The sequence below is a fragment of the Sphingopyxis sp. J-6 genome, from assembly GCF_046603995.1.
Classification (GTDB): domain Bacteria; phylum Pseudomonadota; class Alphaproteobacteria; order Sphingomonadales; family Sphingomonadaceae; genus Sphingopyxis.
In genome coordinates, this window is sequence record NZ_CP145810.1 from 2610931 (window position 1) to 2633704 (window position 22774).

At 66.1% G+C, this 22774-nt stretch carries 25 protein-coding genes; 12 read left to right on the forward strand and 13 right to left on the reverse strand.

Translation table 11 applies throughout. The features are described 5' to 3' along the window. Positions 1-99: 99 nt before the first annotated feature. Complete coding sequence (locus V6U71_RS12560; RefSeq protein ID WP_411338786.1) at positions 100-2076, forward strand: ATP-binding protein; 1977 nt, start codon at positions 100-102, stop codon at positions 2074-2076. Between the two features lie 35 nt (positions 2077-2111). On the opposite strand, the gene V6U71_RS12565 is transcribed toward V6U71_RS12560, so the two are convergent. Genes V6U71_RS12565 through V6U71_RS12575 form a run of 3 tightly spaced genes read right to left on the reverse strand, consistent with a single transcriptional unit; the run spans position 2112 to position 4439 of the window. Further along, on the reverse strand, positions 2112-2972 hold the full coding sequence (locus V6U71_RS12565) for a hypothetical protein (protein WP_411338787.1): 861 nt from the start codon (positions 2970-2972) through the stop codon (positions 2112-2114). Between the two features lie 13 nt (positions 2973-2985). Continuing rightward, positions 2986-3960 (reverse strand): diacylglycerol/lipid kinase family protein, encoded by a 975-nt coding sequence (locus V6U71_RS12570; protein WP_411338788.1) that lies wholly within the window; start codon positions 3958-3960, stop codon positions 2986-2988. A gap of 5 nt (positions 3961-3965) precedes the next feature. Continuing rightward, positions 3966-4439 (reverse strand): DUF2141 domain-containing protein, encoded by a 474-nt coding sequence (locus tag V6U71_RS12575; RefSeq protein WP_054729815.1) that lies wholly within the window; start codon positions 4437-4439, stop codon positions 3966-3968. A 187-nt stretch (positions 4440-4626) separates the two neighbouring features. Between V6U71_RS12575 and lptF the strand changes: the two genes are divergently transcribed. The 3 genes from lptF to V6U71_RS12590 are packed head-to-tail and all read left to right on the forward strand — an operon-like array spanning position 4627 to position 7169. Next, positions 4627-5781: an LPS export ABC transporter permease LptF gene (gene lptF / locus V6U71_RS12580; RefSeq protein WP_411342352.1), complete on the forward strand. Its 1155-nt coding sequence runs from the start codon at positions 4627-4629 to the stop codon at positions 5779-5781. Next, positions 5781-6878 (forward strand): LPS export ABC transporter permease LptG, encoded by a 1098-nt coding sequence (gene lptG / locus V6U71_RS12585; RefSeq protein ID WP_411338789.1) that lies wholly within the window; start codon positions 5781-5783, stop codon positions 6876-6878. The genes lptF and lptG overlap by 1 nt, the downstream gene beginning before the upstream one ends. Before the next feature lie 15 nt (positions 6879-6893). Continuing rightward, positions 6894-7169 (forward strand): hypothetical protein, encoded by a 276-nt coding sequence (locus V6U71_RS12590; protein ID WP_411338790.1) that lies wholly within the window; start codon positions 6894-6896, stop codon positions 7167-7169. A 27-nt stretch (positions 7170-7196) separates the two neighbouring features. Here V6U71_RS12590 and V6U71_RS12595 read toward each other — a convergent pair whose 3' ends face one another. Then, on the reverse strand, positions 7197-8285 hold the full coding sequence (locus V6U71_RS12595) for a fatty acid desaturase family protein (RefSeq protein ID WP_411338791.1): 1089 nt from the start codon (positions 8283-8285) through the stop codon (positions 7197-7199). 127 nt (positions 8286-8412) lie between these two features. Here V6U71_RS12595 and V6U71_RS12600 point away from each other — a divergent pair, with 127 nt between their 5' ends. After that, positions 8413-9582, forward strand: coding sequence for an N-acetyltransferase (locus tag V6U71_RS12600; protein WP_411338792.1), 1170 nt, complete (start codon positions 8413-8415; stop codon positions 9580-9582). Between the two features lie 121 nt (positions 9583-9703). Here the strand turns inward: V6U71_RS12600 and V6U71_RS12605 are convergent, their stop codons facing one another. Beyond that, positions 9704-10462, reverse strand: a complete 759-nt coding sequence (locus V6U71_RS12605) for a TorF family putative porin (protein WP_411338793.1) — start codon at positions 10460-10462, stop codon at positions 9704-9706. Positions 10463-10733: 271 nt separating this feature from the next. Between V6U71_RS12605 and ispG the strand changes: the two genes are divergently transcribed. From ispG to V6U71_RS12620, 3 genes are all read left to right on the forward strand, one after another. Continuing rightward, the gene (ispG, locus tag V6U71_RS12610) at positions 10734-11885 is read left to right on the forward strand and encodes a flavodoxin-dependent (E)-4-hydroxy-3-methylbut-2-enyl-diphosphate synthase (protein WP_411338794.1); all 1152 of its coding nucleotides are present in this window, start codon (positions 10734-10736) and stop codon (positions 11883-11885) included. Between the two features lie 70 nt (positions 11886-11955). Next, positions 11956-12372 carry a hypothetical protein gene (locus tag V6U71_RS12615; RefSeq protein ID WP_411338795.1) on the forward strand — a complete coding sequence of 139 codons (417 nt, stop codon included), beginning with the start codon at positions 11956-11958 and terminating at the stop codon, positions 12370-12372. A gap of 31 nt (positions 12373-12403) precedes the next feature. Next, a complete protein-coding gene (locus V6U71_RS12620) occupies positions 12404-12892 on the forward strand; it encodes a GNAT family N-acetyltransferase (protein WP_411338796.1) in 489 nt (162 codons plus the stop codon). Between the two features lie 5 nt (positions 12893-12897). On the opposite strand, the gene V6U71_RS12625 is transcribed toward V6U71_RS12620, so the two are convergent. Beyond that, the gene (locus V6U71_RS12625) at positions 12898-13641 is read right to left on the reverse strand and encodes a class I SAM-dependent methyltransferase (protein WP_411338797.1); all 744 of its coding nucleotides are present in this window, start codon (positions 13639-13641) and stop codon (positions 12898-12900) included. Positions 13642-13781: 140 nt separating this feature from the next. Here V6U71_RS12625 and V6U71_RS12630 point away from each other — a divergent pair, with 140 nt between their 5' ends. Continuing rightward, complete coding sequence (locus tag V6U71_RS12630) at positions 13782-14198, forward strand: VOC family protein (RefSeq protein WP_411338798.1); 417 nt, start codon at positions 13782-13784, stop codon at positions 14196-14198. Here V6U71_RS12630 and V6U71_RS12635 read toward each other — a convergent pair. The 4 genes from V6U71_RS12635 to V6U71_RS12650 all read right to left on the reverse strand — a co-directional run bounded on the left by V6U71_RS12635 (position 14195) and on the right by V6U71_RS12650 (position 18332). Beyond that, entirely contained in the window at positions 14195-15280 is a 1086-nt protein-coding gene (locus V6U71_RS12635; RefSeq protein ID WP_411338799.1) for a S41 family peptidase, read from the reverse strand. The genes V6U71_RS12630 and V6U71_RS12635 overlap by 4 nt on opposite strands. A gap of 79 nt (positions 15281-15359) precedes the next feature. Then, the gene (locus tag V6U71_RS12640; RefSeq protein ID WP_411338800.1) at positions 15360-15563 is read right to left on the reverse strand and encodes a hypothetical protein; all 204 of its coding nucleotides are present in this window, start codon (positions 15561-15563) and stop codon (positions 15360-15362) included. Between the two features lie 10 nt (positions 15564-15573). Then, positions 15574-16707, reverse strand: a complete 1134-nt coding sequence (locus tag V6U71_RS12645; protein ID WP_411338801.1) for an acyltransferase family protein — start codon at positions 16705-16707, stop codon at positions 15574-15576. Positions 16708-16814: 107 nt separating this feature from the next. Continuing rightward, positions 16815-18332 carry an acyl-CoA carboxylase subunit beta gene (locus tag V6U71_RS12650; protein ID WP_411338802.1) on the reverse strand — a complete coding sequence of 506 codons (1518 nt, stop codon included), beginning with the start codon at positions 18330-18332 and terminating at the stop codon, positions 16815-16817. Positions 18333-18389: 57 nt separating this feature from the next. Between V6U71_RS12650 and V6U71_RS12655 the strand changes: the two genes are divergently transcribed. Continuing rightward, positions 18390-18884 (forward strand): thioredoxin family protein, encoded by a 495-nt coding sequence (locus V6U71_RS12655; RefSeq protein ID WP_411338803.1) that lies wholly within the window; start codon positions 18390-18392, stop codon positions 18882-18884. Then, positions 18884-19663 (forward strand): SDR family NAD(P)-dependent oxidoreductase, encoded by a 780-nt coding sequence (locus tag V6U71_RS12660; protein WP_411338804.1) that lies wholly within the window; start codon positions 18884-18886, stop codon positions 19661-19663. The genes V6U71_RS12655 and V6U71_RS12660 overlap by 1 nt, the downstream gene beginning before the upstream one ends. A gap of 17 nt (positions 19664-19680) precedes the next feature. Here the strand turns inward: V6U71_RS12660 and V6U71_RS12665 are convergent, their stop codons facing one another. Both V6U71_RS12665 and V6U71_RS12670 read right to left on the reverse strand, forming a co-directional pair. Beyond that, on the reverse strand, positions 19681-20178 hold the full coding sequence (locus tag V6U71_RS12665) for a hypothetical protein (RefSeq protein WP_411338805.1): 498 nt from the start codon (positions 20176-20178) through the stop codon (positions 19681-19683). Positions 20179-20237: 59 nt separating this feature from the next. Then, entirely contained in the window at positions 20238-20801 is a 564-nt protein-coding gene (locus V6U71_RS12670; RefSeq protein ID WP_411338806.1) for a VOC family protein, read from the reverse strand. A gap of 87 nt (positions 20802-20888) precedes the next feature. Here V6U71_RS12670 and V6U71_RS12675 point away from each other — a divergent pair, with 87 nt between their 5' ends. After that, the gene (locus tag V6U71_RS12675; RefSeq protein WP_411338807.1) at positions 20889-21791 is read left to right on the forward strand and encodes a DMT family transporter; all 903 of its coding nucleotides are present in this window, start codon (positions 20889-20891) and stop codon (positions 21789-21791) included. On the opposite strand, the gene V6U71_RS12680 is transcribed toward V6U71_RS12675, so the two are convergent. Continuing rightward, on the reverse strand, positions 21788-22720 hold the full coding sequence (locus V6U71_RS12680; protein ID WP_411338808.1) for an L-threonylcarbamoyladenylate synthase: 933 nt from the start codon (positions 22718-22720) through the stop codon (positions 21788-21790). The two genes, V6U71_RS12675 and V6U71_RS12680, sit on opposite strands and share 4 nt — an antisense overlap. Between the last annotated feature and the right edge of the window lie 54 nt (positions 22721-22774).

Consider the following 22774-nt stretch of genomic DNA (forward strand, 5'->3'; position numbering starts at 1 on the left):
CCGACCAGCGGATTCCTTTTCGGGGTGAACCGAAGCATCGGCCGCGCCCCGCCCGCTTCGCCGCTTTGCGGCCGGGCGCTTGTCCGGTAAAGACGGCGCGTGTTCGAGAGGGATTTCGATATCGAGACCGAAAGCCGCCGGGAGCGCCTGCGCTTCTGGCTGACGATCGGGGTCGCGACCATCCTGGTCGGCGTCGTCGCGGCGCTCGTCCTGCTGCTGTCGCGCGCCAACGACAATTACGAACGCTCGCTCGGCTGGCAGACGCAGAGCATGGAGGTCATCTCGCAGACCCGCTCGCTCGACGCGTCGCTCGCGCGCGCCGAGGCGGCGCTCGGCCGCTTCGCAGTCGGTTTGCAGAAGGAAGACGGACGCGTCTTCGAGCAGCAATGGGGCCGCGCGCGCCAATATCGCGTCCAGCTCCAGCGCAACGTCCGCGACAATCCGGCGCAGGCGAAGCTGGTCGCGGAACTGACGCACGAAATGGACCGGCGCGGCGCCCAGCTCGGCGACGCGGCGCTCAGCGCCAATTATCGCCAGACCGTCGCCGCCATTTCCAAATATCACGCTGCCGGGCACGATCAGGGGCTCGGCAAGATCGACAAGCTGCTGACGCGGATCATCGACAACGAACGCACTTTGCTCCGCGAACGCAACCGCCTCGCGGCGGCCGATCGCGCCAGCCTCAACCAGGCGATGCTGCTCTTCTCGCTGCTCGGCGCCGGCGCCGCGGTGATCGCGATCGGCGCGACCTTTTCGCTCGTCCGCGCCGATGCCGAACGGCGGCTGGCGCGGCGCGACCAGCTCGCCGAAAGCGATCGCGCGATGCAACTGGAAGCGGCGGTCGACGCGCGCACCGCCGAACTCGAACAGGCGAACACCGCGCTGCGCGGCGAAATGGCCGAGCGCCTCTCGGCCGAGGAACAACTGCGCCAGGCGCAGAAGATGGAGGCCGTCGGCCAGCTTACCGGCGGCATCGCGCATGATTTCAACAATATGCTCGCAGTCGTCGTCGGTGGACTCGAACTCGCGCAGCGCTGGTTGTCGGAAGCCCCCGACAAGGCGCAGCGTCATCTTGCCAATGCGCTCGATGGCGCCAACCGCGCCGCCGACCTGACGCGGCGGCTGCTGACCTTCGCGCGCTCCGAACCCGCGCGGCCCGAAATGACCGTGGTCGACGAATGCATCGCGTCATTCGCCGAGCTCGTCGAGCGGACGATCGGCGACCGGATCGCGCTGACGCTCGATCTTCAGGCTCCCGACCTCGCTTGCCGGCTCGACCGGCGCCAGTTCGAAAATGCGCTGCTCAACCTCGCGGTCAATGCCCGCGACGCGATGGAGGGCCACGGATCGCTGACCATCCGCACCCTGCGCGACGAAGAAGAGGAAACCGCGGCGCTGGCGGTGCAGGTGATCGACACCGGCTGCGGCATGTCGCCCGAAGTTCTCGAGCGCGTTTTCGATCCCTTCTACACTACCAAGCCCGCCGGTCAGGGGACCGGCCTCGGCATGAGCCAGGTCTTCGCCTTTTGCCGCCAGTCGGGCGGCGAGGTACAGATTTCGTCGACCGAAGGCGAAGGAACGAGCGTCGCGATGCTGCTGCCCGTCGCCCGCGCCGAAGAGGCCGCCGACACCGACGGCGATCCCGGCGAAGGTGTGGCGCACCCCACCCTCGCCGATGCGCTCAGCATCCTCGTCGTCGAGGACGACCAGCGCGTCCTCGCGGCGACTGTCGATGCGGTCGCCGAACTGGGCCACAGGCCCGTCGCGTGCGGCAATCCGCTGGAAGCCGAAGCCCTTGTCGAAGGGCAGTTCGCCGCCGGCAGCGGCTTCGACCTCATTCTGTCCGACGTGTTGATGCCCGAACTCACCGGGCCCGAAATGGTCGCGCAACTCAAGCAGCGCTGGCCCGAACTCTCCGTTCTTTTCGTCACCGGCTATGCCGGGGATGCCAGCGAAGACGCCGCCTTCGGCGACCATGACGTGCTGCGCAAGCCCTTCACACTGAGCGCGCTCGACCAGGCGATCCGGCGGAGCGGCGATACGCGGCCGGGCGATGGACAACGGCTGGCAAGCTGAGTTTTTCGTCTATCGCATTTTCCGGGTGAAAATGCTCAGCGGATCGCACCGCTTTTCATCAATCGCGGTACGAGGGTCAGCGCCGCGACGAGCGGCCAGCGGCGTTGCCACGGCTTGATCTCGATCTTCGTGCCCGCGTGGCGGTTGATCTTCCACGCCAGATAATCGATTCCGCCGGCATAGGTCAGGCTGGCTTTGGCGAGCCGGAGGATGCTGAGCGCCTTGCCTTCGGCGCGGCGCCGCGCCCAGCCGCCGCTCCGCACGCCCGCCGGGATCGCGGCGATCGCCGGGGCGCTGAAAGCGAGATAGCGTCCGGTATCGGCATCGACCACCGACTGCGCACGCCCCGTCCGCTCGGCGCGGAGTTCGACCGAATAGGTCAGCGCAAAGGCGCGCCGCCACCAGTCGAGCGGCGCTTCGCCGGCGACGCCCCCCGCCGCCGCAAGCAACGTCGGCGCGGCGCGTGCGACCGCCGCGACCGCGCGGTCCGCCGCGGTATCGTCGACCGCCCAGACCAGCCGCGACGGCTGCGCGAAACGCGCCCAGACCGACACATTGCGTGTTTCCGGCCCGTTCAGCCGGTGAAAATCGGCTTCGCTGAGCACCGCATATTTGGCAATCAGCCCGTCATGCTGGAACGGATAGACGTTCGGCGGGATCAGCCGGTTCGCGACGGCCTGCCAGCGCTTCGGATAGGCATCGCCATAATCCGACACGATCAGGTAGAAATCGAGCATCAGCCCGTCGAGCTCGCTTTCGCGGAGGCAGCTTCCGTAAAACAGCACCGCGCGCGCACTGCCCGGATATTCGGCCGCGATCGCCGCGGCCATCGCCGCGACGCGCGGGTCGACCGGGACTGATAATTCGGCGCGGACCAGTTCCCCGATATCGGTCATGACGCGATGCTTCTCAGGCGGCGAGGCGCAGGAACGGCACCGGCTGCGTCGAGGTCAGGATGATCGGCTGACCGCCCTTCGCCTCGAAAATCTCGCCGTCGAGGATGACGTTCGACCGCTCGCCCTCGATGCGGATCTCGTCGCCCTGCTGGAAATGCACGCCCTCAAGCTCTTTCTGCCCCAGCGTCCCGCGCCAGGTCGCGCCGAGCATGCGGAACAGCGCGCCGACGCTGCTGTCGGTCGCCAGCAATTTCATATGGCCGTTCGTCCCGCCGCCGTCGCTCGTCCGGATGCTGAGCAGCAGCTTTTCGAGGGTCGTGACGATAAGCAGCGAGAATTTGCCCTTGAACTCGCCCTGCCGAACCAGCGACACGGTCATCGGTTCGGGCTTGGGCGGCAGGCGTCCACCGCCGAGGCCGAAGATGATCGAGAAGAGGCCGAGTACCGCAGCGAGGAAATGCGACAATCCGTTCGGCAGGCCGAGCGGGTAGATGCGGTTACGGCAATAGAGCATGACGTCGGCGAGATAGGCGCCGCCCAGGAACATGCCGAGCACCGGCCGCGCCTCGCCGCCGCTGTCGAGCGAAATGAGCTGGCGTTCGATCACATGATCCTCGAGCCGCCCCGATTCAACCAGTTCGACGACGCGCTCGAGCGCCTTTAGCGGATCGCCCTCCGCGCCGAGGTCGAGCGCGATCAAATTGGTCTTGCCGTTGGGAAGCACCGCGACCGGCGGCGGCGAACCGCCGAAATGGCCGCCCGAATACAGCTCGGTCAGCGCCGCCTGCACCGTGCCGTCGCCGCCGTTGATCACGATGATCCGCGGGCTGACCATCGCGATGGTGCGGATCGCCTCGCCGATCTGGTCGACGTCCTCGACCTCGTAATGAAAAATGTCGGGATGCGCCGCGCAATATTCGCGAACCCGGGGCAACAGGGCACGGTTGCCCGTCGAACGCGGATTGGAAAGAAGCGCGACGCTCGCCATCGCCCCTACATGTACTTCATCGTGATGGAGATCGTCCGGGGGGCGTCTCCAACCGAAAAGGCCGTCTTCTTGTAGCTCGGCTTGCCGAGGTTGAAGACGTTGATGCTGGGATTGTTCGACATCCCGCCGCCGTCCGACGACAAATCGGTCTTGCCGTTGCCGTTGACGTCGTGACGCACCGCGATGCCATAGGTCCCGGCTTCGGGAAGCGGCACGCAGACGGTCATCGACCCGGCGCGCGCCGGCACTTCGATGCGGGTGATCCAGCGGCCTTTGGCGAGCCAGTCGGCCGCCGTGCCGCGATAGCTTTGCACGCGAATCTTGCCGGTCGACGCCTTGACGCCGCTGATCTGGACCAGAGTCGACGGTCCGCTCTTGCACTTCGACAGATCGTTCGTGATGACGCGGCCTTCCGCCTGCGCCGATGCGGCAAAAGCCAGCAATGCAACACATAGCGAGGCCGATACAAATTTCGACATGACCTCAAAACCTCCAGAGGCTATAGCCATGCCAGCCACGCAAAAAGCATGTGCCGACACGGGTCCCTGTCGCCCTTGAATCGGTATATCGGAACCATTTGCGGCCAAATCATGGTGATGGGGCGACGAAAGATTGAATAAGCTACCTGCCATCGACCGCTATATCGCGCGGCTCATCTTCTTTCCCATGCTCGGCACGCTCGTCCTGTCGGCGATGCTGCTTGTGCTCGAAAAAATGCTCCGGCTGTTCGATTTCGTCGCCACCGAAGGCGGCCCGGTCAGCGTCGTGTGGCGGATGCTCGCCAACCTGATCCCCGAATATCTCTCGCTCGGCATCCCGATCGGACTGATGCTCGGCATCCTGCTCGCCTTCCGCCGGCTCGCGACGTCGAGCGAGCTCGACGTGCTGAAGGGTGTCGGCATGAGCTTCGGGCGATTGATGCGCGTACCCTTTGCCTATGCCGTCGCGCTGGCCGCGCTTAACCTCGCGATTGTCGGCTTTATTCAGCCGGTTGCACGCTATGCTTATGAAGGTTTGCAGTTCGAGCTGCGCTCGGGTGCGCTCGGCGCGTCGATCAAGGTCGGCGAATTCACCAAGCTCGGCGAGCGCATGACGCTGCGGATCGAGGAAAGCTACAACGACGGCCGCAGCCTGCGCGGCATTTTCGTGCGCGGCGAGCAAAAGGACGGGCAAAGCGTATCGGCCACCGCGTCGCAGGGGCAGTTCCTCGCGACCGACGATCCCGACACGATCATCCTGCGCCTGACGCAGGGCGTGCTGATCCACGAATCGCCGAAGTTCGCGGTGCCGCGCGTGCTCAGCTTCGACAACCACGACCTGCCGATCCCGCTGCCCAAGATCGAGGCCTTCCGCACCCGCGGCGGGTCCGACCGCGAAATGACGATCCCCGAACTGTTCGTCGCCGGCAAGGACAAGGCCGAATCCGCCGCCACCCGGCTGGAAATAAGGGCGAATTTCCATTTTCGTATCGTCGAGGTGATGTCGATGTTCTTGATCCCGCTGATCGCGATCGCGCTCGCCATCCCGCCGAAGCGGTCGACCTCGTCGCTCGGGGTCTTCCTGTCGATCGTCCTCCTCGTCACCCAGCACAAGATCAACCAATATGCCGAGGATCTCGGCGCGCGCGGCACGGTCGACCCGATCCTCGCGCTGTGGGTGCCCTTCCTGCTGTTCGCGGCGCTCGCGGTGTGGATGTATTATACCGTCGCGCATGTCCCCGGCGGCCAGCCGATCGGCGCGCTCGAACGCGTCGCGGCCAAGGCCAGCCAGAAAGTCCGCGCGCTGATGACCATTTTCCAGCGCAAGTCCAAGATCGCCTGATGCACCAGCTCCACTTCTTCCCGTCGCGCACGATGGCGCTTTACGTCGGACGCCTGTTCCTTGTCCGCAGCTTCGCGATCCTGTTCGCGCTGGTACTGATCCTGCAAACGCTCGATCTGCTCGGCGAGAGCGGCAAGATCCTCGCGGTCGCGGGCAACAGCGACAGCGACGTCTGGCGCTATGTGGGCTTGCGCCTGCCGCAGATCATCGAGACGTTCCTGCCCTTTTCGGTGCTGCTCGGGACGATCCTGACGCTGATCACGCTCAACCAGAACAGCGAGGTGATCGCGATGAAGGCGTCGGGCATGTCGGCGCATCAGGTGCTCGCGCCGCTGTTCCTCGCCGCGCTGCTCGTCGCCGGGATCAGCTTCGTCTTCAACGAACGCATCGTGACGCGCGCCAACGCCGCGCTCAGCGCGTGGCAGAAGGTGCAATATGCGCAGGTGCCGGCCGACAGCGGGCGGCGCAGCAACATCTGGGTGCGCGCCGGCGACGACCTGATCAACGCCCAGACGGTGCAGACCGGCGGGCCGACGGTCGTATTGGGCAAGGTCGCGATCTACGAGCGCACGCAGGGCGTCCTCTCGTCGATCCTGTCGGCCGACAGCGCCCGCGCCGTCGACGGCGGCTGGGAGCTCACCAATGCCAAGCGCTTCCTGCGCCGCTCGGGGACGCTCGAACCGCTCGGCAATATCGTTGCAGCCAAGGGCGTGAGCCCCGACCAGTTCACGCTGGCGCAGGTCGACGGCGACGAACTGCCCTTCCTCCAGCTCCAGTCGGCGATCGCCGATCTCGAAGCCGCCGGGCGGCCGGTCGATGCGCTGAAGGGCGTGCTCTGGCACAAGATTTCGGGGCCGCTGTCGGCCATCCTGATGCCGCTGCTCGGCGCGGTCGCGGCCTTCGGGCTCGCGCGCTCGGGCAAGCTGTTCGTCCGCGCGATCCTCGGCATGGCGCTCGGCTTCGCCTATTTCGTCGCCGACAATTTCGCGCTCGCGATGGGCGACCTCGGCGCCTACACGCCTTTCCTCGCAGCGTGGGGACCGTTCATTCTCTTCGCGCTGATCGGCGAGATGATTTTGACCCGGACCGAGGAATAAGGCGCGCTTCGACGAATGGACCTTTATCCATCGGCCCAGAGCGTCCCCTCCCCGGCCGCAGAACGCTTTTTGCTTGGAATTTGGGTAGCTGCATCTCTTGGCGCCGTCATCGTCTTCGGGCTGATGATCTTACGCCACCCAGAAAATGCATTGCCGATCCTGGGCTCGGCAGGCTTTGCGCTACTTTGGTGCGCGTCGTTCGGGCTTGCCGGTTTCCTGCTTCGCCGAAGACGGCTCCGGCGTATCGCCGCGCGACAGAAATTTATTGCTTCGCTCGCCGAATTGCCCTGAGCTCCGGTCCAGCCGGTTCGGGACGGATTATGCCGCCCCGCCCCGTGCCGACCCCGCCACCAGCCGCGCGACCAGCCCCGGCAATCCGGCATAATTGGCGCCATGATATTGCGAGTCCGCGGGCAGCGCGTCCTTGAGGCGGCGATGCGCCTCCGGGAGCGCATGATAGGGAACCCCCGGCAGCAAATGGTGGAGCGCATGGTAGCGCAGCCCCACCGGCGCCCACAGTTCGGGCAGCACGCCCGGCGGCGGCACATTGACGCTGTCGAGGAACTGCGCGGTCACCGTCAGCACGCCGCCGTCATTCTCCCACAGATGCGCGACGAGGGTACGGATCTGGTTGAGCACCACGGTCGCCGACGCGATGGCGCCGAAAATGATCAGCGCGCGCAGCGGCACCCAGCCGAAAACGCCCGCGGCGATCAGCAAGGTCGACCACGCCCAGGCGCCGCCTTCCTGCCAGGCCCATTGGCGGCGGAATTCGCCCTCGGGCGGCTTGCGGCGGAACATCGGGTTGATGATCAGCCCCGAATAGCGTTCGACGACGATCCGGCGCAGCGGCGGGATCAGGAACGACAGCGGGGTCAGCACCGCATAGCGGAAGACGAAAGCCAGCGGCGCAAAGGCTGCGAGGACGACGAACAGCGGCACCGTCCACGGCTTCATCAGCGCCAGCGGCAGATATTCGGGATCGTCGACCGTACCATATTTGGTGCGGTTGTGGTGCAGGCTGTGGATGCCCTCATACATGAACGACGGGATCAGCAGCGGCACGCCGATGAGCATATTCCAGCCGAGGCGGAACCCCGGCAGCGCATTTTTGCGGATATGCGTGATCTCGTGGATGAAACTGCCGGCGCGATAGAGGGCGAGCACGGCGACCAGCGAGGCGGCGAGCATCCACGCCGTCGACGGCGCGAAAATCGCCGCCGCGATGCCGGCATAGCCGACGAAAGCCGAAGCGAGGAAATCGGTCCAGTAGATGCGCGGACTGGGCGCGGTCAGGTCGCGCGTCAGCTCCGACGCCGCGCGGATCATCGCCATATCGTCGGCGATCGCCGATTTCGGGGTCGCCGCCGCGGACGGCTCCGACGCCCGGTCGACAAGAGTGTTCATCGCAAACATAGGCTGCTCTTCATCATGATTTCGTGGCAGCAAAATGGCCGAATGCGGGTCGCCAGTGCCTCATCAATGCCCTAATGCGTCGCCAACAAAGATAGGAAGCCTTCTTCAGGAAACCAGTATGAGCGGACATTCGCAAGGCCCCGTCACCATTCACCCCGTCAAGTCCAAGGCCGACCTAACCGAGTTCGTCGAGCTGGCCTTCCGGCTCAATCGCGGCGATCCCGCGTGGGTGCCGCCGCTGAAGGGCGAAGTCTATGGCCTGCTCACCCCCGGCAAGAATCCGTGGTTCGAGCATGGCAAGGCGCAATTTTTCCTCGCGCGCCGCGACGGGCGAACGGTGGGCCGCATCTCGGCGCATATCGACGATCTCGCGCTCGCACAGCCCGTCGAGCAAGGCATGGGCCCGGGCACCGGCAATTGGGGACTGCTCGAGGCCGAGGATGCCGAAACCGCCGCCGCGCTGCTCGTCACAGCCGAGGATTGGCTGCGCGGCCAGGGCATGCACCGCGCGCTCGGGCCGCTGTCGATCTCGATCTGGGACGAACCCGGCCTGCTGATCGAAGGGTTCGACACCCCGCCGACGATCATGATGGGGCACAACAGCCCGCTCTACCGCGGCTGGATCGAGGCGGCGGGCTATCAGCCGGTGAAGCAGCTCTTCAACTATGACGTTCGCGTCGACGAAGGCTTTCCGCCGCTGGTCAACCGCATCGTCGCCGCAGGCGAGAAGAATGCGCGGATCCGCATCCGCAAGGTCGACAAGCGGCGTTTCGACGCCGAAGCGAAGCTGATCATGGGCCTGCTCAACGACGCCTGGTCGGACAATTGGGGCTTCGTGCCGCTGACCGACAGCGAGATCGCCTATATCGGCAAGAAGCTGAAGGACATCGTGTTCGAGGACCTGATCCGCGTCGCCGAGGTCGACGGCGAAGCGGTCGCGTTCATGATCGTGCTGCCGAATGTCAACGAACTGCTCATTGACATGGACGGGTCGCTGTTCCCCTTCAACTGGGCGCGCCTGCTCTGGTGGCTGCGCAAGCCGAAGAGCCGCATCCTGCGCGTGCCGTTGATGGGCGTGGCCAAGAAGCTCCAGAACAGCCGCATGGCGAGCACGCTCGCCTTCATGATGATCGAATTCATCCGCCGCGATGCGGTGCGCGATTATGCCACCCAGCGCGGCGATATCGGCTGGGTGCTCGACGACAATCAGGGGATGAATGCGGTCGCCGCAGCCATCGAGGCCAAGGTCAACCGCGTCTATCAGATTTACGACAAGCCGCTGGGCTGATGCGCTAATAGCTGTTCCCCGGCGAAAGCCGAGGCCCATGAAATATTGCACTACGCCCGCTGGACCCCGGCTTTCGCCGGGGAACAACTATGCGGCACGCGCCGTCGTCGCTCGCACTACCTCAGAAGGAAAAGCCGAGCGAGAAGACGACGCCCGAATCGAAATATTTGTCGACCGCCTTCACCCCGGTGGTCGGAATGTCGGTGTCGACATATTTGACCCCGGCGGTGATCGGCCCGAAGCTTGCCGAGGCGCCTATCGACCAATCCCAATAATGGCTCCCCGGGGCCAGCGCGCCGAGCCCGCCGTCGGTGTAGCCCGCCTGCGCCGACAGCGTCACCGGCGTCGTCGGAATGCCCGCCGAAAGCCCGGCGCTGAGATAGATGCTGTCTTCACCGCCCAGCGACTGCTGATCCCAGGCATAGCCGACGGTGCCCGTCGCCTCGACCGGCCCCAGCGTATGCGACACCTTGCCGATGATCTCGAAATAATCCGCCGGCCCGGCCGCCTTCTCGCCGCCCGGATAGCCATAATAGGTGAGCCCGATGTCGAATTCGGTCCCCGGCGCGATTTCGGTCGCATAGCCGCCATAGATGTCGATCTCGGTCTTGCCATAGGTCGGCGTATCTTCGAGGTTCGAGCCCCAGACGCCAAGATAAAGGCCGCTGTCGTGGCTGACGGTGAGCGTCGGCTGGACCGCGACATCGCCGCCGGTCAGCGATATGCCGCGAAACCGGTAGTCGGAGACGACCTCGATCCCGCCCGAAACGGTGATCGGACCGGCGGAAACGCCGCCCTCCTCTTCCTCCGCCATGGCCGGCGTCGACATTGCCGACGCCGCGAGCAGCACGCCGAGGCACGCCTTGCTGAGAAACTTCATGGATGGTCCCCTCATATTGTTTTTCCGGATCGTCCCCACCCTGCCGAACGCGCTCTCACCTCTCTGATGCGGGCCTGCAGCGACGAACGCGCTAAAAAGTGCCGATTTTGACGCAATGCACAATCGGAAACTGCACCTGCGGTCCATTCGGGCCATCGGGTGTGACATTGCCGCCACATTGCGGGTCTGCACGCTTCGCTTTGCCAAGCGCCGCCCGCGGGGCTAAAGAGCGGCGCATATCTCCCCCTTCACGAGCATCGTCGAGAGCATCATGAGCGATCACAATCCCGGCCTGCGCCCCTGGCGCGACATCGCGCGGCGGACCAGCCGCCAGATCATGGTCGGCAGCGTCCCGGTCGGTGGCGGCGCGCCGATCACGGTGCAGACGATGACCAACACGCTGACGTCGGATGCGGTGGCGACGATCGACCAGATTCGCCGCTGCGAGGAGGCCGGCGCCGACCTGATCCGCGTCTCGTGCCCCGACACCGACAGCACCGCCGCGCTCGGCAAGATCGTTCGCGCGGCGCGGATCCCGATCATCGCCGACATCCATTTCCATTATAAACGCGCGCTCGAAGCCGCCGACGCCGGCGCGGCGTGCCTGCGGATCAACCCCGGCAATATCGGCTCATCCGAGCGCGTCGGCGAGGTCGTCCGCGCCGCAAAGGCCAACGGCTGCGCGATCCGCATCGGCGTCAACGCGGGCAGTCTCGAAAAGGATCTGCTCGAAAAATATGGCGAGCCCTGCCCCGAAGCGCTCGTCGAAAGCGCGCTCGACCATATCAAGCTGCTCCAGGATCATGATTTCCACGAATATAAGGTCGCGGTGAAGGCGAGCGACGTGTTCCTTGCGGTCGCGGCCTATATGCAGCTCGCCGACGCAGTCGACTGCCCGCTCCACCTCGGCATCACCGAAGCGGGCGGGCTGATCGGCGGCACCGTCAAATCGGCGCTCGGCATCGGCAATCTGCTGTGGGGCGGCGTCGGCGACACGATCCGCGTCAGCCTGTCGGCCGAGCCCGAAGAGGAAGTGCGCGTCGGCTACGAGATCCTGAAAGCGCTCGGCCTGCGCACCCGCGGCGTCCGCGTCGTGTCCTGCCCGAGCTGCGCGCGGCAGGGCTTCGACGTCATCCGCACCGTTCAGGCGCTCGAAGATGCGCTCGGCCATATCAAGACCCCGATGTCGCTCTCGGTATTGGGCTGCGTCGTCAACGGCCCCGGCGAGGCGCGCGAAACCGACATCGGCGTCACCGGCGGCGGCAACGGCAAGCATATGGTCTATCTCTCGGGCGTCACCGATCATCATGTCGAGGACGCCGACATGATCGCTCATATCGTGAAGCTGGTGGAAGCCAAGGCGGCCGAGATCGACGCCGGCAGCGCGGTGAGCATGGACACGCTGCACGGCAAGGCGGCGTAGGGCGGGCCAAATCGCCTTTTACATCGCTGTCAGCAAGCGCTAGCCTCGCGTCCTCGCGAGGAGCACCGCCATGCCCGACAAGTTCGATAGCTTCGACCGCATCGCCCAGTTGCTGCTGTTGATCGCGGCGGTCACCACCGTCGCCAACGGCGCCTTCATGCTGGTGAAGCCGCTCGACTGGTATGTCTTCGTCCCCTCCGTGGTCACCACCGGCCCGCCGAACGCGCATTTCATCCGCGACATCGGCCTTGCCTATCTCGGGTCGGGACTGATCCTCTTCTACGCGGCGCTTCACCCCGTTCGGCGCTGGCGCGCGGCGGTGGTCGGCGGGCTGTGGCTGAGTTTCCACGGCCTCCTGCATATCTATGAGGTCGCCGCCGGTATCTGCGGTCCCGCGACCTTCTGGGCCGATGCGCCAGCGGTGATCGGCCAGCCGGCGCTCGTCATCGCGGCGCTCATCATCCTGCGCATGCGAAAGCGGATTTGACAGCGGCTGCGGCGTTCGACAGACGGGCGCGATGACGCTCTCGATCCGCCCCGCCACCCCCGCCGACCTGCCGCTGATCGCGCAGTTCATCCGCGACCTTGCCGACTATGAAAAGCTCGCCCACGAGGTGCGCTTCGACGAGGCAAAGCTCGGCGAGAAGCTGTTCGGCCCGCGCCCTTATGCCGAAGTCGTGATCGGCGAGTTGGGCGGCACGGCGCAGGGCTTCGCGCTGTTCTTCCACAATTTCTCGACCTTCGAGGGGCGGCCCGGCATCTATCTCGAGGATCTGTTCGTCCGTCCCGACGCGCGCGGCTCGGGGCTCGGCAAGGCGCTGCTCGCGCATCTCGCCAGGCTCTGCGTCGAACGCGATTGCGCGCGGCTCGAATGGTGGGTGCTCGACTGGAACACCCCGTCGATCGGCTTTTACCAGAGCCTCGGTGCAAAGCTGATGGACGAATGGACGGTGATGCGCGTCGACGGCGCGGCACTGACGGAGCTAGCCGGCAGCGCACACGCCTGACCCCGCTATTTCGGCTTGCGGAACCGCAGCACGAACTGGTCGGTCTTGCCCTGCACTGCGGGGTCGAACACCGGCTTCGTGCGGTCGTCGCCCGCGTTGGCGAGCAGGTCGCTTTCGCCGTCGAGGACGAATCCCTCCGCCTGCACCTCGGCTTTCACTGCCTCAGCGTCGATGCGGTGCAGGCTGCCGACGTCGCGCGCGCCCGATCCCGCTGCGGCGCTGTGGTCGGTGACGATATAGGTGCCGCCGGGCTTCAACGCCGCGAACGCCGCGCGGTTGACCTGATCGGCGAGGTCAGCGGACGCGTCGCCGCCTTTCAGGTCGTGATAGTTGCGCGACGTCCACACGACATCGGCGGGGCCCGCGCGGGCGAGGTCGGCGAGCGCTCCGATCTGCAGCTTCACATTGCCGCGGCCGGGCTCGCGCACCAGCTTGCGCAGCGGATCGGATTCGCGCGGGATCACCGCGACGACGGTGCCGCGCGGGCCGACCGCCGCCGACAGCACGCGCGTGTAATAACCGCCGCCGGGCAGGATCTCGACGACACGCTGCCCCGCCTTGACGTTGGCAAAGCGCAGCATCATCCCCGGCTTGCGCGCCGCGTCCTCGGCAATATCGGCGGCGGGTCGCGACGGCTTGGCGGTTCCCATCATCTGGGCGGCGGCCGACATCGGCGGCAAGGCGATCGCGCCCGCCAAGGCGAGACTGCAAACGGTGAGCAGGTGAATCTTGTGCGATGGTTTCAGCATGGCCAACCTCCCTGAATATATGCCAACCGCGAATAGCCGGTCCGCCGCCATCGGAGGCGTGTTATTCGACCAACACAGTGCAGACGCCGACCAACCGACGAATGGCGGAACAATGGCCATGGATGCCGCGTTTTCCCGCCATGTTCGACCATACCGGAATCGTCGTCAGCGACCTCGCCCGCGCCCGCACCTTTTACGACGCGATCGGCAAGCCGCTCGGTCTCGTCACCGCCGACAATGGCGAGCAGGCCTTTATCTTCGGCAAAAGCAAGGAGGAGCCGATCCCCTATCTGTGGGTCGGCACGCTTCGCCCGAGCTATTGGGCCGAAGGGTCGCGCACCGGCGTCAACCAGATGCATGTCGCCTTCGTCGCGCCGTCGAAAGACGCCGTCGACGCGTTTCACGCGGCGGGCATCGCCGCAGGCGGCACCGACCATGGCGCGCCGGGCCCGCGCGAGGGCGCCGAGGGCTATTATGGCGCTTTCCTGCTCGACCCCGACGGCAACAATATCGAGGCCGCCTTTCGCGACAATCTGCCCTATCTGCGCCGTTCCTAACGCGCCGGAGCGGGCTTGCGCCGCTCCATCGGCCGGCTCGGCATATGCGTGTCGGACAGTTTCTTCGCCTCGCCCGCCTCGACGCCCAGGTCGGTGAGCACGCGGACCAGCGCCTCCGCGGGCGGCACCGCGATGTCGGGCTGCACCCCGTCGCCTTCCCAGTCCTTGCCGGTCGCCGGATCATAGGTGCGCCCGACCGGGATGAAGGCTTCGTAGCCGCCGCCGAGTTCCTCGCCGCGGCCGAAATGATTGGCGCCCGCGGTCGGCGCGCCGACCAGCGTCCCGCGTCCACTATGCTTCATCGCCAGCGAGAAATGCTCGGCCGCCGATGCGGTGCCGCCCGATGTCAGCACATAGACTTTTGCATCGCGCAGCCGCGCGTCGCCGTTCGGCGTCGCCCAATGCTCGCGCGTCACCATCCCCGGATCGCCGTCGACCTTGCGCATCGAGGCGATGCCGTCGATCGGCGAACCGCCCTCGGCATCGACCGAGGCGCGTGTCGCCATCGTCACCAGCCGGGTCGGCGCCGCAAACAGCCACGGGAACATCACGTCCATCTGGTCCATGCCGCCGCCGCCGTTGGTGCGCAGGTCGAAGATGACCGCCCTCGCATCGGCATGGTCGGCGATGAATTTCGCCGCCGCTGCGGTCACCGCCGGATCGTCGGGGAAGATGTTGAAGCGGATATAGGCGATCCCCGGCGCGATCCACCCCGGCTGTTCGATCGGCACCCGCGGCGGATAGCGCGTCGGCGCAGTAACGCCCGGCGCGGCGGCGCCCTCCGGCACCCGGACCCTCAGATGCCCGTCGGGGGACACCGCATTGACATCGGCATCGATCGCCTCGCCCAATGCCTCGCCGGAGAGCGGCGCATAGCGGCCCACGGCGATGGCGGCGCGGATCGCCGCGGCATAGCGCTTGCCGGTCTCGGGATAGACATAGTCGCTCTCGAGCAGCGCGGCATATTTTTCGGCGATGGCGTTGGCGCTCGCATCGTCGGCGGCCAGCACCGGGGCCGTCGGCAGGACGGCAACCGCAGCAACGCTCGCGGCAATCAGCAAGGCAGGCAAAAGGCGCATCATTCTTGTCTCCATCCGGCCCCTGTCGGAACGAGGTGTATCACATTCACAATACGGATCAACTACATTTGTAGTCGATGATTCAGGCTCGACGGTTGCGCGAGAACCAGACCAGCGCCGCGCCGACGGCGGAGAGGATCGCACCGTTGCGCGTCCAAGTCGTATCGCCGAGCATGAAGCTGCTCGCCGGCCATCGTATGATATCGAGCCCCTGCAGCATCCACAGCCCGCCCATCAGCAACGCCGCGACGCCGACAACCGCCATGACCGCTTTTAATGCTCCCATGTCGTCTCCCCTACCCGCGCTGCAATCCGATCAGCGGCCGCAGCCAGCCGATGCTGCGCCCGATCGCGTAGAAAAGCCAGCATCCCGATACGGTCGCGGCGAGAAGGATCAGGAACGACAGCAGCGCGTCGACGCCGGCGCGCAACAGGTACCAGCCGACCACGACGATGATCGTCTGATGGATGATGTAGAAAGGGAACACTGCCTCGGCGAGTGTGGCGCGCCAAGGGTGGTCGCGGTTCCAATAATGGTCGGCGATCCCGACCAGCGCGACGATCGCCGCCCAGCCCTGCACCAGCCGCGCGATGTGATAGGGCGGAAACACCCAGTCGGGCGCGATCGTGTCGCCCGGCCAGGTCCATTCGATCCACGCCACGGGCCCGAAGGCGACGACGGCCAGCATCGCCGCGACCTTCCACCAGCGCGCGACCGCGTCGAACAGCGACAGTCGGACGCGGAGCAGCCAGCCGGCGGCAAAGGCCACCAGATAATGGAGGTGCGACGGCCCGTCGTCGAACAGCGCATGCGTTTCGTCATGATCCGGAAAAAGCGCATAAATGATCAGCCATGCCACAAGCGGCCAGACCAGCAGCCCCCAGCCGTTCAGCCACCGCGCCGCCGCGTCGGCGATCCGTGCGCGGACGCCTTCGGGCACGACCGCGAGCAGCAGCGCCGCCAGCATCGTATAGACCCACAGATAGACGACGAACCACAGATGCTGCCAGGTCGGCAGCGCGATGCCGTCGATGAACTGGAAACCGAAATAATCGTGCAGCCAGAAGTGCAGGAAGCCTTGGCGGTAGCCATGCTGTCCGGCAAGGTCGATCCACGGCTGCGGCGGGATGACGACGGCCATGCCGAACAGCAGCGGCACCAGCAGCCGCGCGCTGCGCGACCGCGCGAACGTCCCGCTGCCGCCGAGCTTCGCGAACAACGCTGCGCTGGCATAACCCGAGACGAGGAACAGCAGGGCCAGCCGCCAGCCATTGGTCGCCAGCATCGGGATCGCGACCCAGTCGATCGGCTCGGCGATCTTCACATGCCAGCCCCACGGCACGAAATACATGCCGATATGATAGAGGATCAGCAGCGCAAACGCGCCGATCCGCAGCCAGTCCATGCCGTAATGACGTGCGGTGGTCATGCCTGAGCCCGTCCCCTCTCCCTCGTCATCCCGGACTTGATCCGGGATCCAGACACCATTGCGCAAATGGATCCCGGATCAAGTCCGGGATGACGACGGGGAATATGCTATTTCAGCACCCGCCACGCCATCTCGGCAAATTCGCACAGCAACGGCCGCGTATCGCGCGGGTCGATGATATCCTCGACCCCGAACTTTTCCGCCGTCCGGAACGGCGAGCGCACGCGGTTCAATCGTTCGCGGATCGCCTCGAGATGCGCCGCAGGGTCTTCTGCCGCCTCGAGTTCGCTCTTGTAGGCGACCTCAACCCCGCCCTCGATCGGCAGGCTGCCCCAGTCCCCCGACGGCCATGCGAAGCGATATTGGAAGCGCTCGGCATTGCTCATCGCGCTCCCCGCAATCCCGTAAGCCCGCCGCACCACGACCGATGCCAGCGGCACCGTCGCGCGATAGATCGCGTTCATCGCCTGCACCCCGTAACGGATCGTCCCCGTCCGCTCGGCCTCGCCGCCGATCATGAAGCCTGGATTGTCGACGAGGTGGACGATCGGCAGCCGGAACTGGTCCGCCATCTTGACGAAGCGCTCGGCCTTCTCGCTCGTCTTCGCGTCCCACGACCCGCCGAGATAGGACGGATCGCTCGCGAGCACCGCGACCGGATAGCCGTCGAGCCGTGCGAAGGCGGTGATCACCGCCCGCCCCCAGCGCGCGCCCATTTCGAAGAAGCTGCCCTGATCGAATACCGCATCGGCGATGCGCCGCATCGAATAGACCATCTTCGCTTCGCGCGGCACGACCGACAGCAGCGCCTCCTCGCGGCGCCCCACCGGATCGCGGCATTCGGTCCGCGCCGCGCGCTCGTGGACCGACGACGGCAGGTACGACAGAAAGCGCCGCGCCGCCGCAAAGGCTTCGGCTTCGCTCGCCACCTCGTCGTCGACGACGCCGTTGCGCGTGTGGACATCGGTTCCGCCCAATTCCTCGCGATCCAGCGTATCGCCGATCGCCGCCGCGACCGCCGGCCCCGCCGCGAAGAGCTGCGACAGCCCGCGCACCATCACGCTGTAATGGCTCGCGACGACGCGCGCCGCGCCCAGCCCCGCGGTCGGCCCGAGCGCCAGCGCGACCACCGGCACGGTATCGAGATTGGCGATGATCTCGTGCCACCCCGGAACATGCGGGATATAGGTATAGCCCATATCCTCCAGCGTCTTGACCGACCCGCCGCCGCCGGTGCCGTCGATCATGCGGATCAGCGGCAGGCGATATTCATGCGCCATCGCCTCGCACTGGACGAACTTGCGGTGCAGCGCCGCGTCGGCGGCGCCGCCGCGCACGGTGAAATCGTCGGCCGAGGCGACGACCGGGCGGCCGTCGATATTCGCGCGTCCGAAGATGAAGTTCGATGCGGCCAAGTCTTCGAGTTCGCCGTCGGCGCCGTAACTGCCGCGCCCCGCAATCTTGCCGATCTCACGAAAACTGCCCGCGTCGACGAGCGCCGCGAGCCGCGCCCGCGCGTCCATCTTGCCGCGGCCGTGCTGGCGCGCGACCTTTTCCGCGCCGCCCATCTTTTCGGCCATCGCGCGGCGCTGCGCGAGTTCCTCGATCTCTTTTTTCCAGCTCATGGGGATGGAGGCTATCTTACGTTGACGGAAACGTCATGCAAAACCTATCGTCAGACCATGACGCGCCGGTTCGCCCTTCCCCTCGCCATCACGCTGCTGGCGCTCGCACCCGCCGCCGCCGGCGAAACGCGCACCATACCGGGCGTCGAAGACCCCTACCGGACCGACGCTTTCGTCGCCGACCCGATGCCGGCAATCGACGCCGCGCTCGCGAGAGCGCGACAGTCGGGCAAGCCGGTCCTCCTCGTCATGGGCACCGGCGATTGTCACGACAGCGCCTGGCTCGCCAACCTGCTCGGGACCGCGCGTTTCGCGCCGGTCCGCGACCGTTACGAGATCGTCTATGCCGATATCGGCATGCCGCATGTCCGCGGCCTCGGGCGCAGCCCCGCGGTGCCGAAACGCTTCGGCTTCCGGATCAAGGGCACGCCAACCGTCGCGATCCTCGATGCCGAGGGCCGTGTTCTCAACCGCAGGGCCGCACCGAAGTGGCGCAACGCCGCGAGCCGCAGCGAAGACGAAATCTATCAAGAACTTATGGGGAGAGACTGATGACTGACATCAACCTCGCAGGGCGCGTCGCGCTCGTCACCGGCGCGTCGCGCGGGATCGGCCGCGGCATCGCGATCGGCCTCGCCGAAGCGGGCGCCGATGTCGCGGTCAACTATACGCGTGGGGAAGAAGCCGCCGCCGAAACCGTCGCCGCGATCCAGGCGCTCGGCCGCAAGGCGAAGGCGTATCAGGCGTCGGTTGTCGACGAGGCCGCCTGCGCCGCGATGATCGCGGGCATCGAAGCCGACTTCGGTCCCCTGTCGATCCTCGTCAACAATGCGGGCATTGCGAGCCGTGGCCTCGCGGTCGCCGACACCGACCCGGCCGAGGTCGACAAGCTCTTCGCCGTCCACGCCGCCGGCCCGCACCGCCTGTCGCGCCTCGCGCTGCCGCAGCTACGCCGGCACGACCGGAGCGACATCGTCGTCATTTCGAGCATCGCGACCCTTGCCAACGCCCCGAACGGCGCCCCCTACACGATGGCGAAAGCGGCCGGCGAAGCGCTCGCGCTGACGCTCGCGAAGGAGGAACTTGCGAACGGCGTCCGCGTCAACATCGTCGCCCCCGCGCTCACCGTCAGCGACATGGGCGAAAAGCTCTCGCGCGCGATCACCGGCAACGCGGACATCCACCACCTCGACACCAAAATGCCCTTCGGCCGCGTCGCCGTCCCCGCCGACGTCGCCGCAGCGGTCGTCTGGTTCGTCAGCGACGCGAACAGCTATTGTTCGGGGCAGAAACTCAACATCGACGGCGCGGGGCAGGCGACGTTTCGGTAGCCTGCCCATTTCCAACTTCAGCGAAACCAGCGCTCGGTGTTGATGACGATGTCCCGGATGCAGTTCGATTTACGATCGGGCCAAAGAAATCCCAGCAGCCCCTCTCGCTGCCGGATATTATAGCTCGGACAACTCGCGTCCCGACAATTGTCCTCGATCTTCCCGCCAGGATATTTCACGGTGGCCCGGTCGGTCCTGATGCAGACGCGGTCCAGACCTTGGATTGTGAAGATAGCACCGCCGTCGCCTCGCCGCAGATGCAGGCGCGGACCGCCAAGTGCGGGGATCGCAGATTTTTCGACATAGCAATCTCCGGCTCGACATTTGTCCGGCAAGCCGAACGCTTCGACAAAATCTGCCGCGGTCAACTCATGGTCGGGATTCACTTTGTCGAGCCGCTCGAATAGCGCGGCTTCGGCCGGGTTGAACGCATCCTTGGGCGCCAGCCAGAAAAACAGGGCACCACCGACGGCCAGCGTCAGAAGCGCCACATGAAGAAAGCCCCGCCAGTCCATGATATAATATTACATTGATTTTGGAAGGGAGGCAAGTTGCGGAAAGACCGGTTGAAAAATCAACCCATCCCATGCTCTGCCGGGATGCCCGACGGCGGCCCCTCGGGCATGCGCATTAACTCGGCTTCGCCCGCGCCCGCCTCGTAACGCGCCAGCAGTTCGTCGGGGTCATATTCGATCCCGATCGGATTGTTGCCGAACAGCTCGCTCTTCATATAGGCGACCCCGTCGGCGACGCTGCCATGGTCGACCTGAAACTCCATCCGGTTGCCGTCGGGGTCCTGATAATACATCGACAGCGCGATACCGTGGTGGATCGGCCAATAGGGCGCGATGCCCGCCGCCTTCAGCCTCTTGTAAGTCGCGAGCAGGTCGCCCGCGCTCGCGAACGTATAGGCGACATGATTGACCCCGACATCGCCGCGCCCGCCGTCGCCGCCGGGTTTCAGCAGCTCGAGATTGGCGAAGGCAAAGCGGTGATGTTCGTCGTCATAGGTCAGGAAGGCGAGCGCCGGGTCCTGATGCACGACATCGGCCTCGAACACGCGTTGGTACCATTCGATCATCTCGTCATATCGCCGCGTCATATAGACGACGTGCGCGAACTTGCTCGGTTTGGTCATGGCCCCACTCCATCCAGCAACCCGCAGCGATGCTGCGCGCCTTCGTTTCGTTGTGCAAGTCCAAACCCCTCCGCTACAGCCGCTGCCATGCGCCCCGATTCGGCCTCTCCCCTTGTCCCCTTCCTGATCGCGTGCGCGGGCATCGCGACCTTTTCGGCGATGGACGTGCTGATGAAGGGGCTGTCGATAGATATCGGCGCTTATAATGCAGTGCTCTGGCGGACCGGGACGGGAACGCTGGTCAGCGGCGCGCTCTGGTTCGCGACCCGGCCCAAATGGCCCGACAAGGCGACGATGCAGATCCACGCGTGGCGCTCGCTGTTCGTATCGGGGATGGCGCTCTGTTTTTTCTGGGGGCTTGCGCGGCTGCCGATGGCGGAAGCGATCGCGGTGTCCTTCATCGCGCCGCTGATGGCGCTCTACATGGCAGCGATCTTTCTGGGCGAGAAGATCGGGCCGCGCTCGATCGCCGCCTCGCTGCTCGGCCTCGCGGGGGTGATCGTGATCGTCGCGGGCAAACTGGGCGGCAGTGATTACAGCGACGAGGCGCTATGGGCGATCGGCGCGGTATTCCTGTCGGCGATCTTCTACGCCTATAATCTCATCCTCGCGCGGCGGCAGGCCAAGATGGCCGAGCCGCTGGAGATCGCCTTTTTCCAGAATTTCTTCGTCGCCGCGATCCTCGCGCTCGGCGCGCCATGGTTCCTCGCCGTGCCCGACGTCGGGCAGGCGCCGTATATCCTCGGCGCCGCGGTGCTGGCGACCACCTCGCTGCTGCTGCTGAGCTGGGCCTATGCCCGCGCCGAGACGCAGATCCTTGCGACGACCGAATATACCGGCTTCCTGTGGGCGATGCTGTTCGGCTGGTTCTTCTTCGCCGAGGCGGTGGCCTTGCCGACGCTCGCAGGCGCGGCGCTGATCGTCGCGGCCTGCCTGATCGTCATCCGCAAGGCACCGCACGGCGACCCGATCGAGCCGGCGGCGGCCTAAACCGCCGCGCGCGCCAGCCGGTCGTTGATCGCGGCGCCCAGCCCTTCCTCGGGGATCGCCGCCACCGCAATCCGCCCCTTCGCGCTCGCTGCGCCCGCGTGCAGCGCATCGAACAATCGCGCCGCCGCCTCGGTCAGGTCGCCGGCCGCGCTCAGGTCATAATCGCCCGCGACGGCGCCGAAGCCGATCCCATATTCGTCGTCGGCAAATTCCGTCGCGCCCAGCCGCACCGGTTTCCCCGGCGCATAATGGCTGGCGAGCATGCCCGGCGCAACGACCTCCGATCCCGCTACTCCCGTTACCGGCAGCCCGCTCGCCTCGCCCAGCATCGCGGCGGTCACCGGGCCCGGTCGCAGCATTTCGACCACCCCGTCGCTGACCCGCGCGATCGTCGATTCGACCCCGGCCGTCGTGGCGCCATCGTCGATCACCAGCGCGATCCGCCCGTCGAGGCTGGCGAGCACATGCGCCGCCCTCGTCGGGCTCACCTTCCCGCTGGCGTTGGCGCTCGGCGCCGCGAGCGGCGCGCCGGTGGCGACGAGCAGCGCCTGCATCGCGCGATGCCCCGGCACCCGGATCGCGATCGTCCCCAGGCCCGCCGTCGCGATGCTCGCGACCGGGCAGTCGTGGGTGCGCGGCACGACCAACGTCAACGGCCCGGGCCAGAAGGCCGCTGCCAGCGCGCGCTCGGCAGCGCCGAATACCCCCAGCTTTTCGGCCGCCGCCAGATGCGGGACATGAACGATCAGCGGGTTGAAATCGGGACGCCCTTTGGCGGCATAAATGCGCGCGACCGCCCCCGAATCGCGCGCGTCCGCGGCGAGGCCATAGACGGTCTCGGTCGGCACCGCGACCGGCTGGCCGCGCGCGACCAGCGCCGCCGCGCGCGAAATCGCCTCGCTGCCGTAGGGGCAGGTTTCGGTGTTCATGCTCTCGTTTGACCCTCAGCCATGCCGCGCTATAGCGCCCGCGAATGGGGATTC

Excerpts from the sequence above, each read along its gene's own strand:
- V6U71_RS12605 (WP_411338793.1), bottom strand. The coding sequence starts at position 10,462 with ATGAAGTTTCTCAGCAAGGCGTGCCTCGGCGTGCTGCTCGCGGCGTCG.
- V6U71_RS12675 (WP_411338807.1), top strand. The coding sequence starts at position 20,889 with ATGCGCCCCGATTCGGCCTCTCCCCTTGTCCCCTTCCTGATCGCGTGC.
- lptG (WP_411338789.1), top strand. The coding sequence starts at position 5,781 with ATGCACCAGCTCCACTTCTTCCCGTCGCGCACGATGGCGCTTTACGTC.
- V6U71_RS12660 (WP_411338804.1), top strand. The coding sequence starts at position 18,884 with ATGACTGACATCAACCTCGCAGGGCGCGTCGCGCTCGTCACCGGCGCG.
- V6U71_RS12625 (WP_411338797.1), bottom strand. The coding sequence starts at position 13,641 with ATGCTGAAACCATCGCACAAGATTCACCTGCTCACCGTTTGCAGTCTC.
- V6U71_RS12570 (WP_411338788.1), bottom strand. The coding sequence starts at position 3,960 with ATGGCGAGCGTCGCGCTTCTTTCCAATCCGCGTTCGACGGGCAACCGT.
- V6U71_RS12665 (WP_411338805.1), bottom strand. The coding sequence starts at position 20,178 with ATGGACTGGCGGGGCTTTCTTCATGTGGCGCTTCTGACGCTGGCCGTC.
- V6U71_RS12635 (WP_411338799.1), bottom strand. The coding sequence starts at position 15,280 with ATGATGCGCCTTTTGCCTGCCTTGCTGATTGCCGCGAGCGTTGCTGCG.
- V6U71_RS12680 (WP_411338808.1), bottom strand. The coding sequence starts at position 22,720 with ATGAACACCGAAACCTGCCCCTACGGCAGCGAGGCGATTTCGCGCGCG.
- V6U71_RS12640 (WP_411338800.1), bottom strand. The coding sequence starts at position 15,563 with ATGGGAGCATTAAAAGCGGTCATGGCGGTTGTCGGCGTCGCGGCGTTG.
- V6U71_RS12630 (WP_411338798.1), top strand. The coding sequence starts at position 13,782 with ATGTTCGACCATACCGGAATCGTCGTCAGCGACCTCGCCCGCGCCCGC.
- ispG (WP_411338794.1), top strand. The coding sequence starts at position 10,734 with ATGAGCGATCACAATCCCGGCCTGCGCCCCTGGCGCGACATCGCGCGG.
- lptF (WP_411342352.1), top strand. The coding sequence starts at position 4,627 with ATGCTCGGCACGCTCGTCCTGTCGGCGATGCTGCTTGTGCTCGAAAAA.
- V6U71_RS12575 (WP_054729815.1), bottom strand. The coding sequence starts at position 4,439 with ATGTCGAAATTTGTATCGGCCTCGCTATGTGTTGCATTGCTGGCTTTT.
- V6U71_RS12620 (WP_411338796.1), top strand. The coding sequence starts at position 12,404 with ATGACGCTCTCGATCCGCCCCGCCACCCCCGCCGACCTGCCGCTGATC.
- V6U71_RS12645 (WP_411338801.1), bottom strand. The coding sequence starts at position 16,707 with ATGACCACCGCACGTCATTACGGCATGGACTGGCTGCGGATCGGCGCG.
- V6U71_RS12595 (WP_411338791.1), bottom strand. The coding sequence starts at position 8,285 with ATGAACACTCTTGTCGACCGGGCGTCGGAGCCGTCCGCGGCGGCGACC.
- V6U71_RS12590 (WP_411338790.1), top strand. The coding sequence starts at position 6,894 with ATGGACCTTTATCCATCGGCCCAGAGCGTCCCCTCCCCGGCCGCAGAA.
- V6U71_RS12655 (WP_411338803.1), top strand. The coding sequence starts at position 18,390 with ATGACGCGCCGGTTCGCCCTTCCCCTCGCCATCACGCTGCTGGCGCTC.
- V6U71_RS12615 (WP_411338795.1), top strand. The coding sequence starts at position 11,956 with ATGCCCGACAAGTTCGATAGCTTCGACCGCATCGCCCAGTTGCTGCTG.
- V6U71_RS12565 (WP_411338787.1), bottom strand. The coding sequence starts at position 2,972 with ATGACCGATATCGGGGAACTGGTCCGCGCCGAATTATCAGTCCCGGTC.
- V6U71_RS12650 (WP_411338802.1), bottom strand. The coding sequence starts at position 18,332 with ATGAGCTGGAAAAAAGAGATCGAGGAACTCGCGCAGCGCCGCGCGATG.
- V6U71_RS12600 (WP_411338792.1), top strand. The coding sequence starts at position 8,413 with ATGAGCGGACATTCGCAAGGCCCCGTCACCATTCACCCCGTCAAGTCC.
- V6U71_RS12670 (WP_411338806.1), bottom strand. The coding sequence starts at position 20,801 with ATGACCAAACCGAGCAAGTTCGCGCACGTCGTCTATATGACGCGGCGA.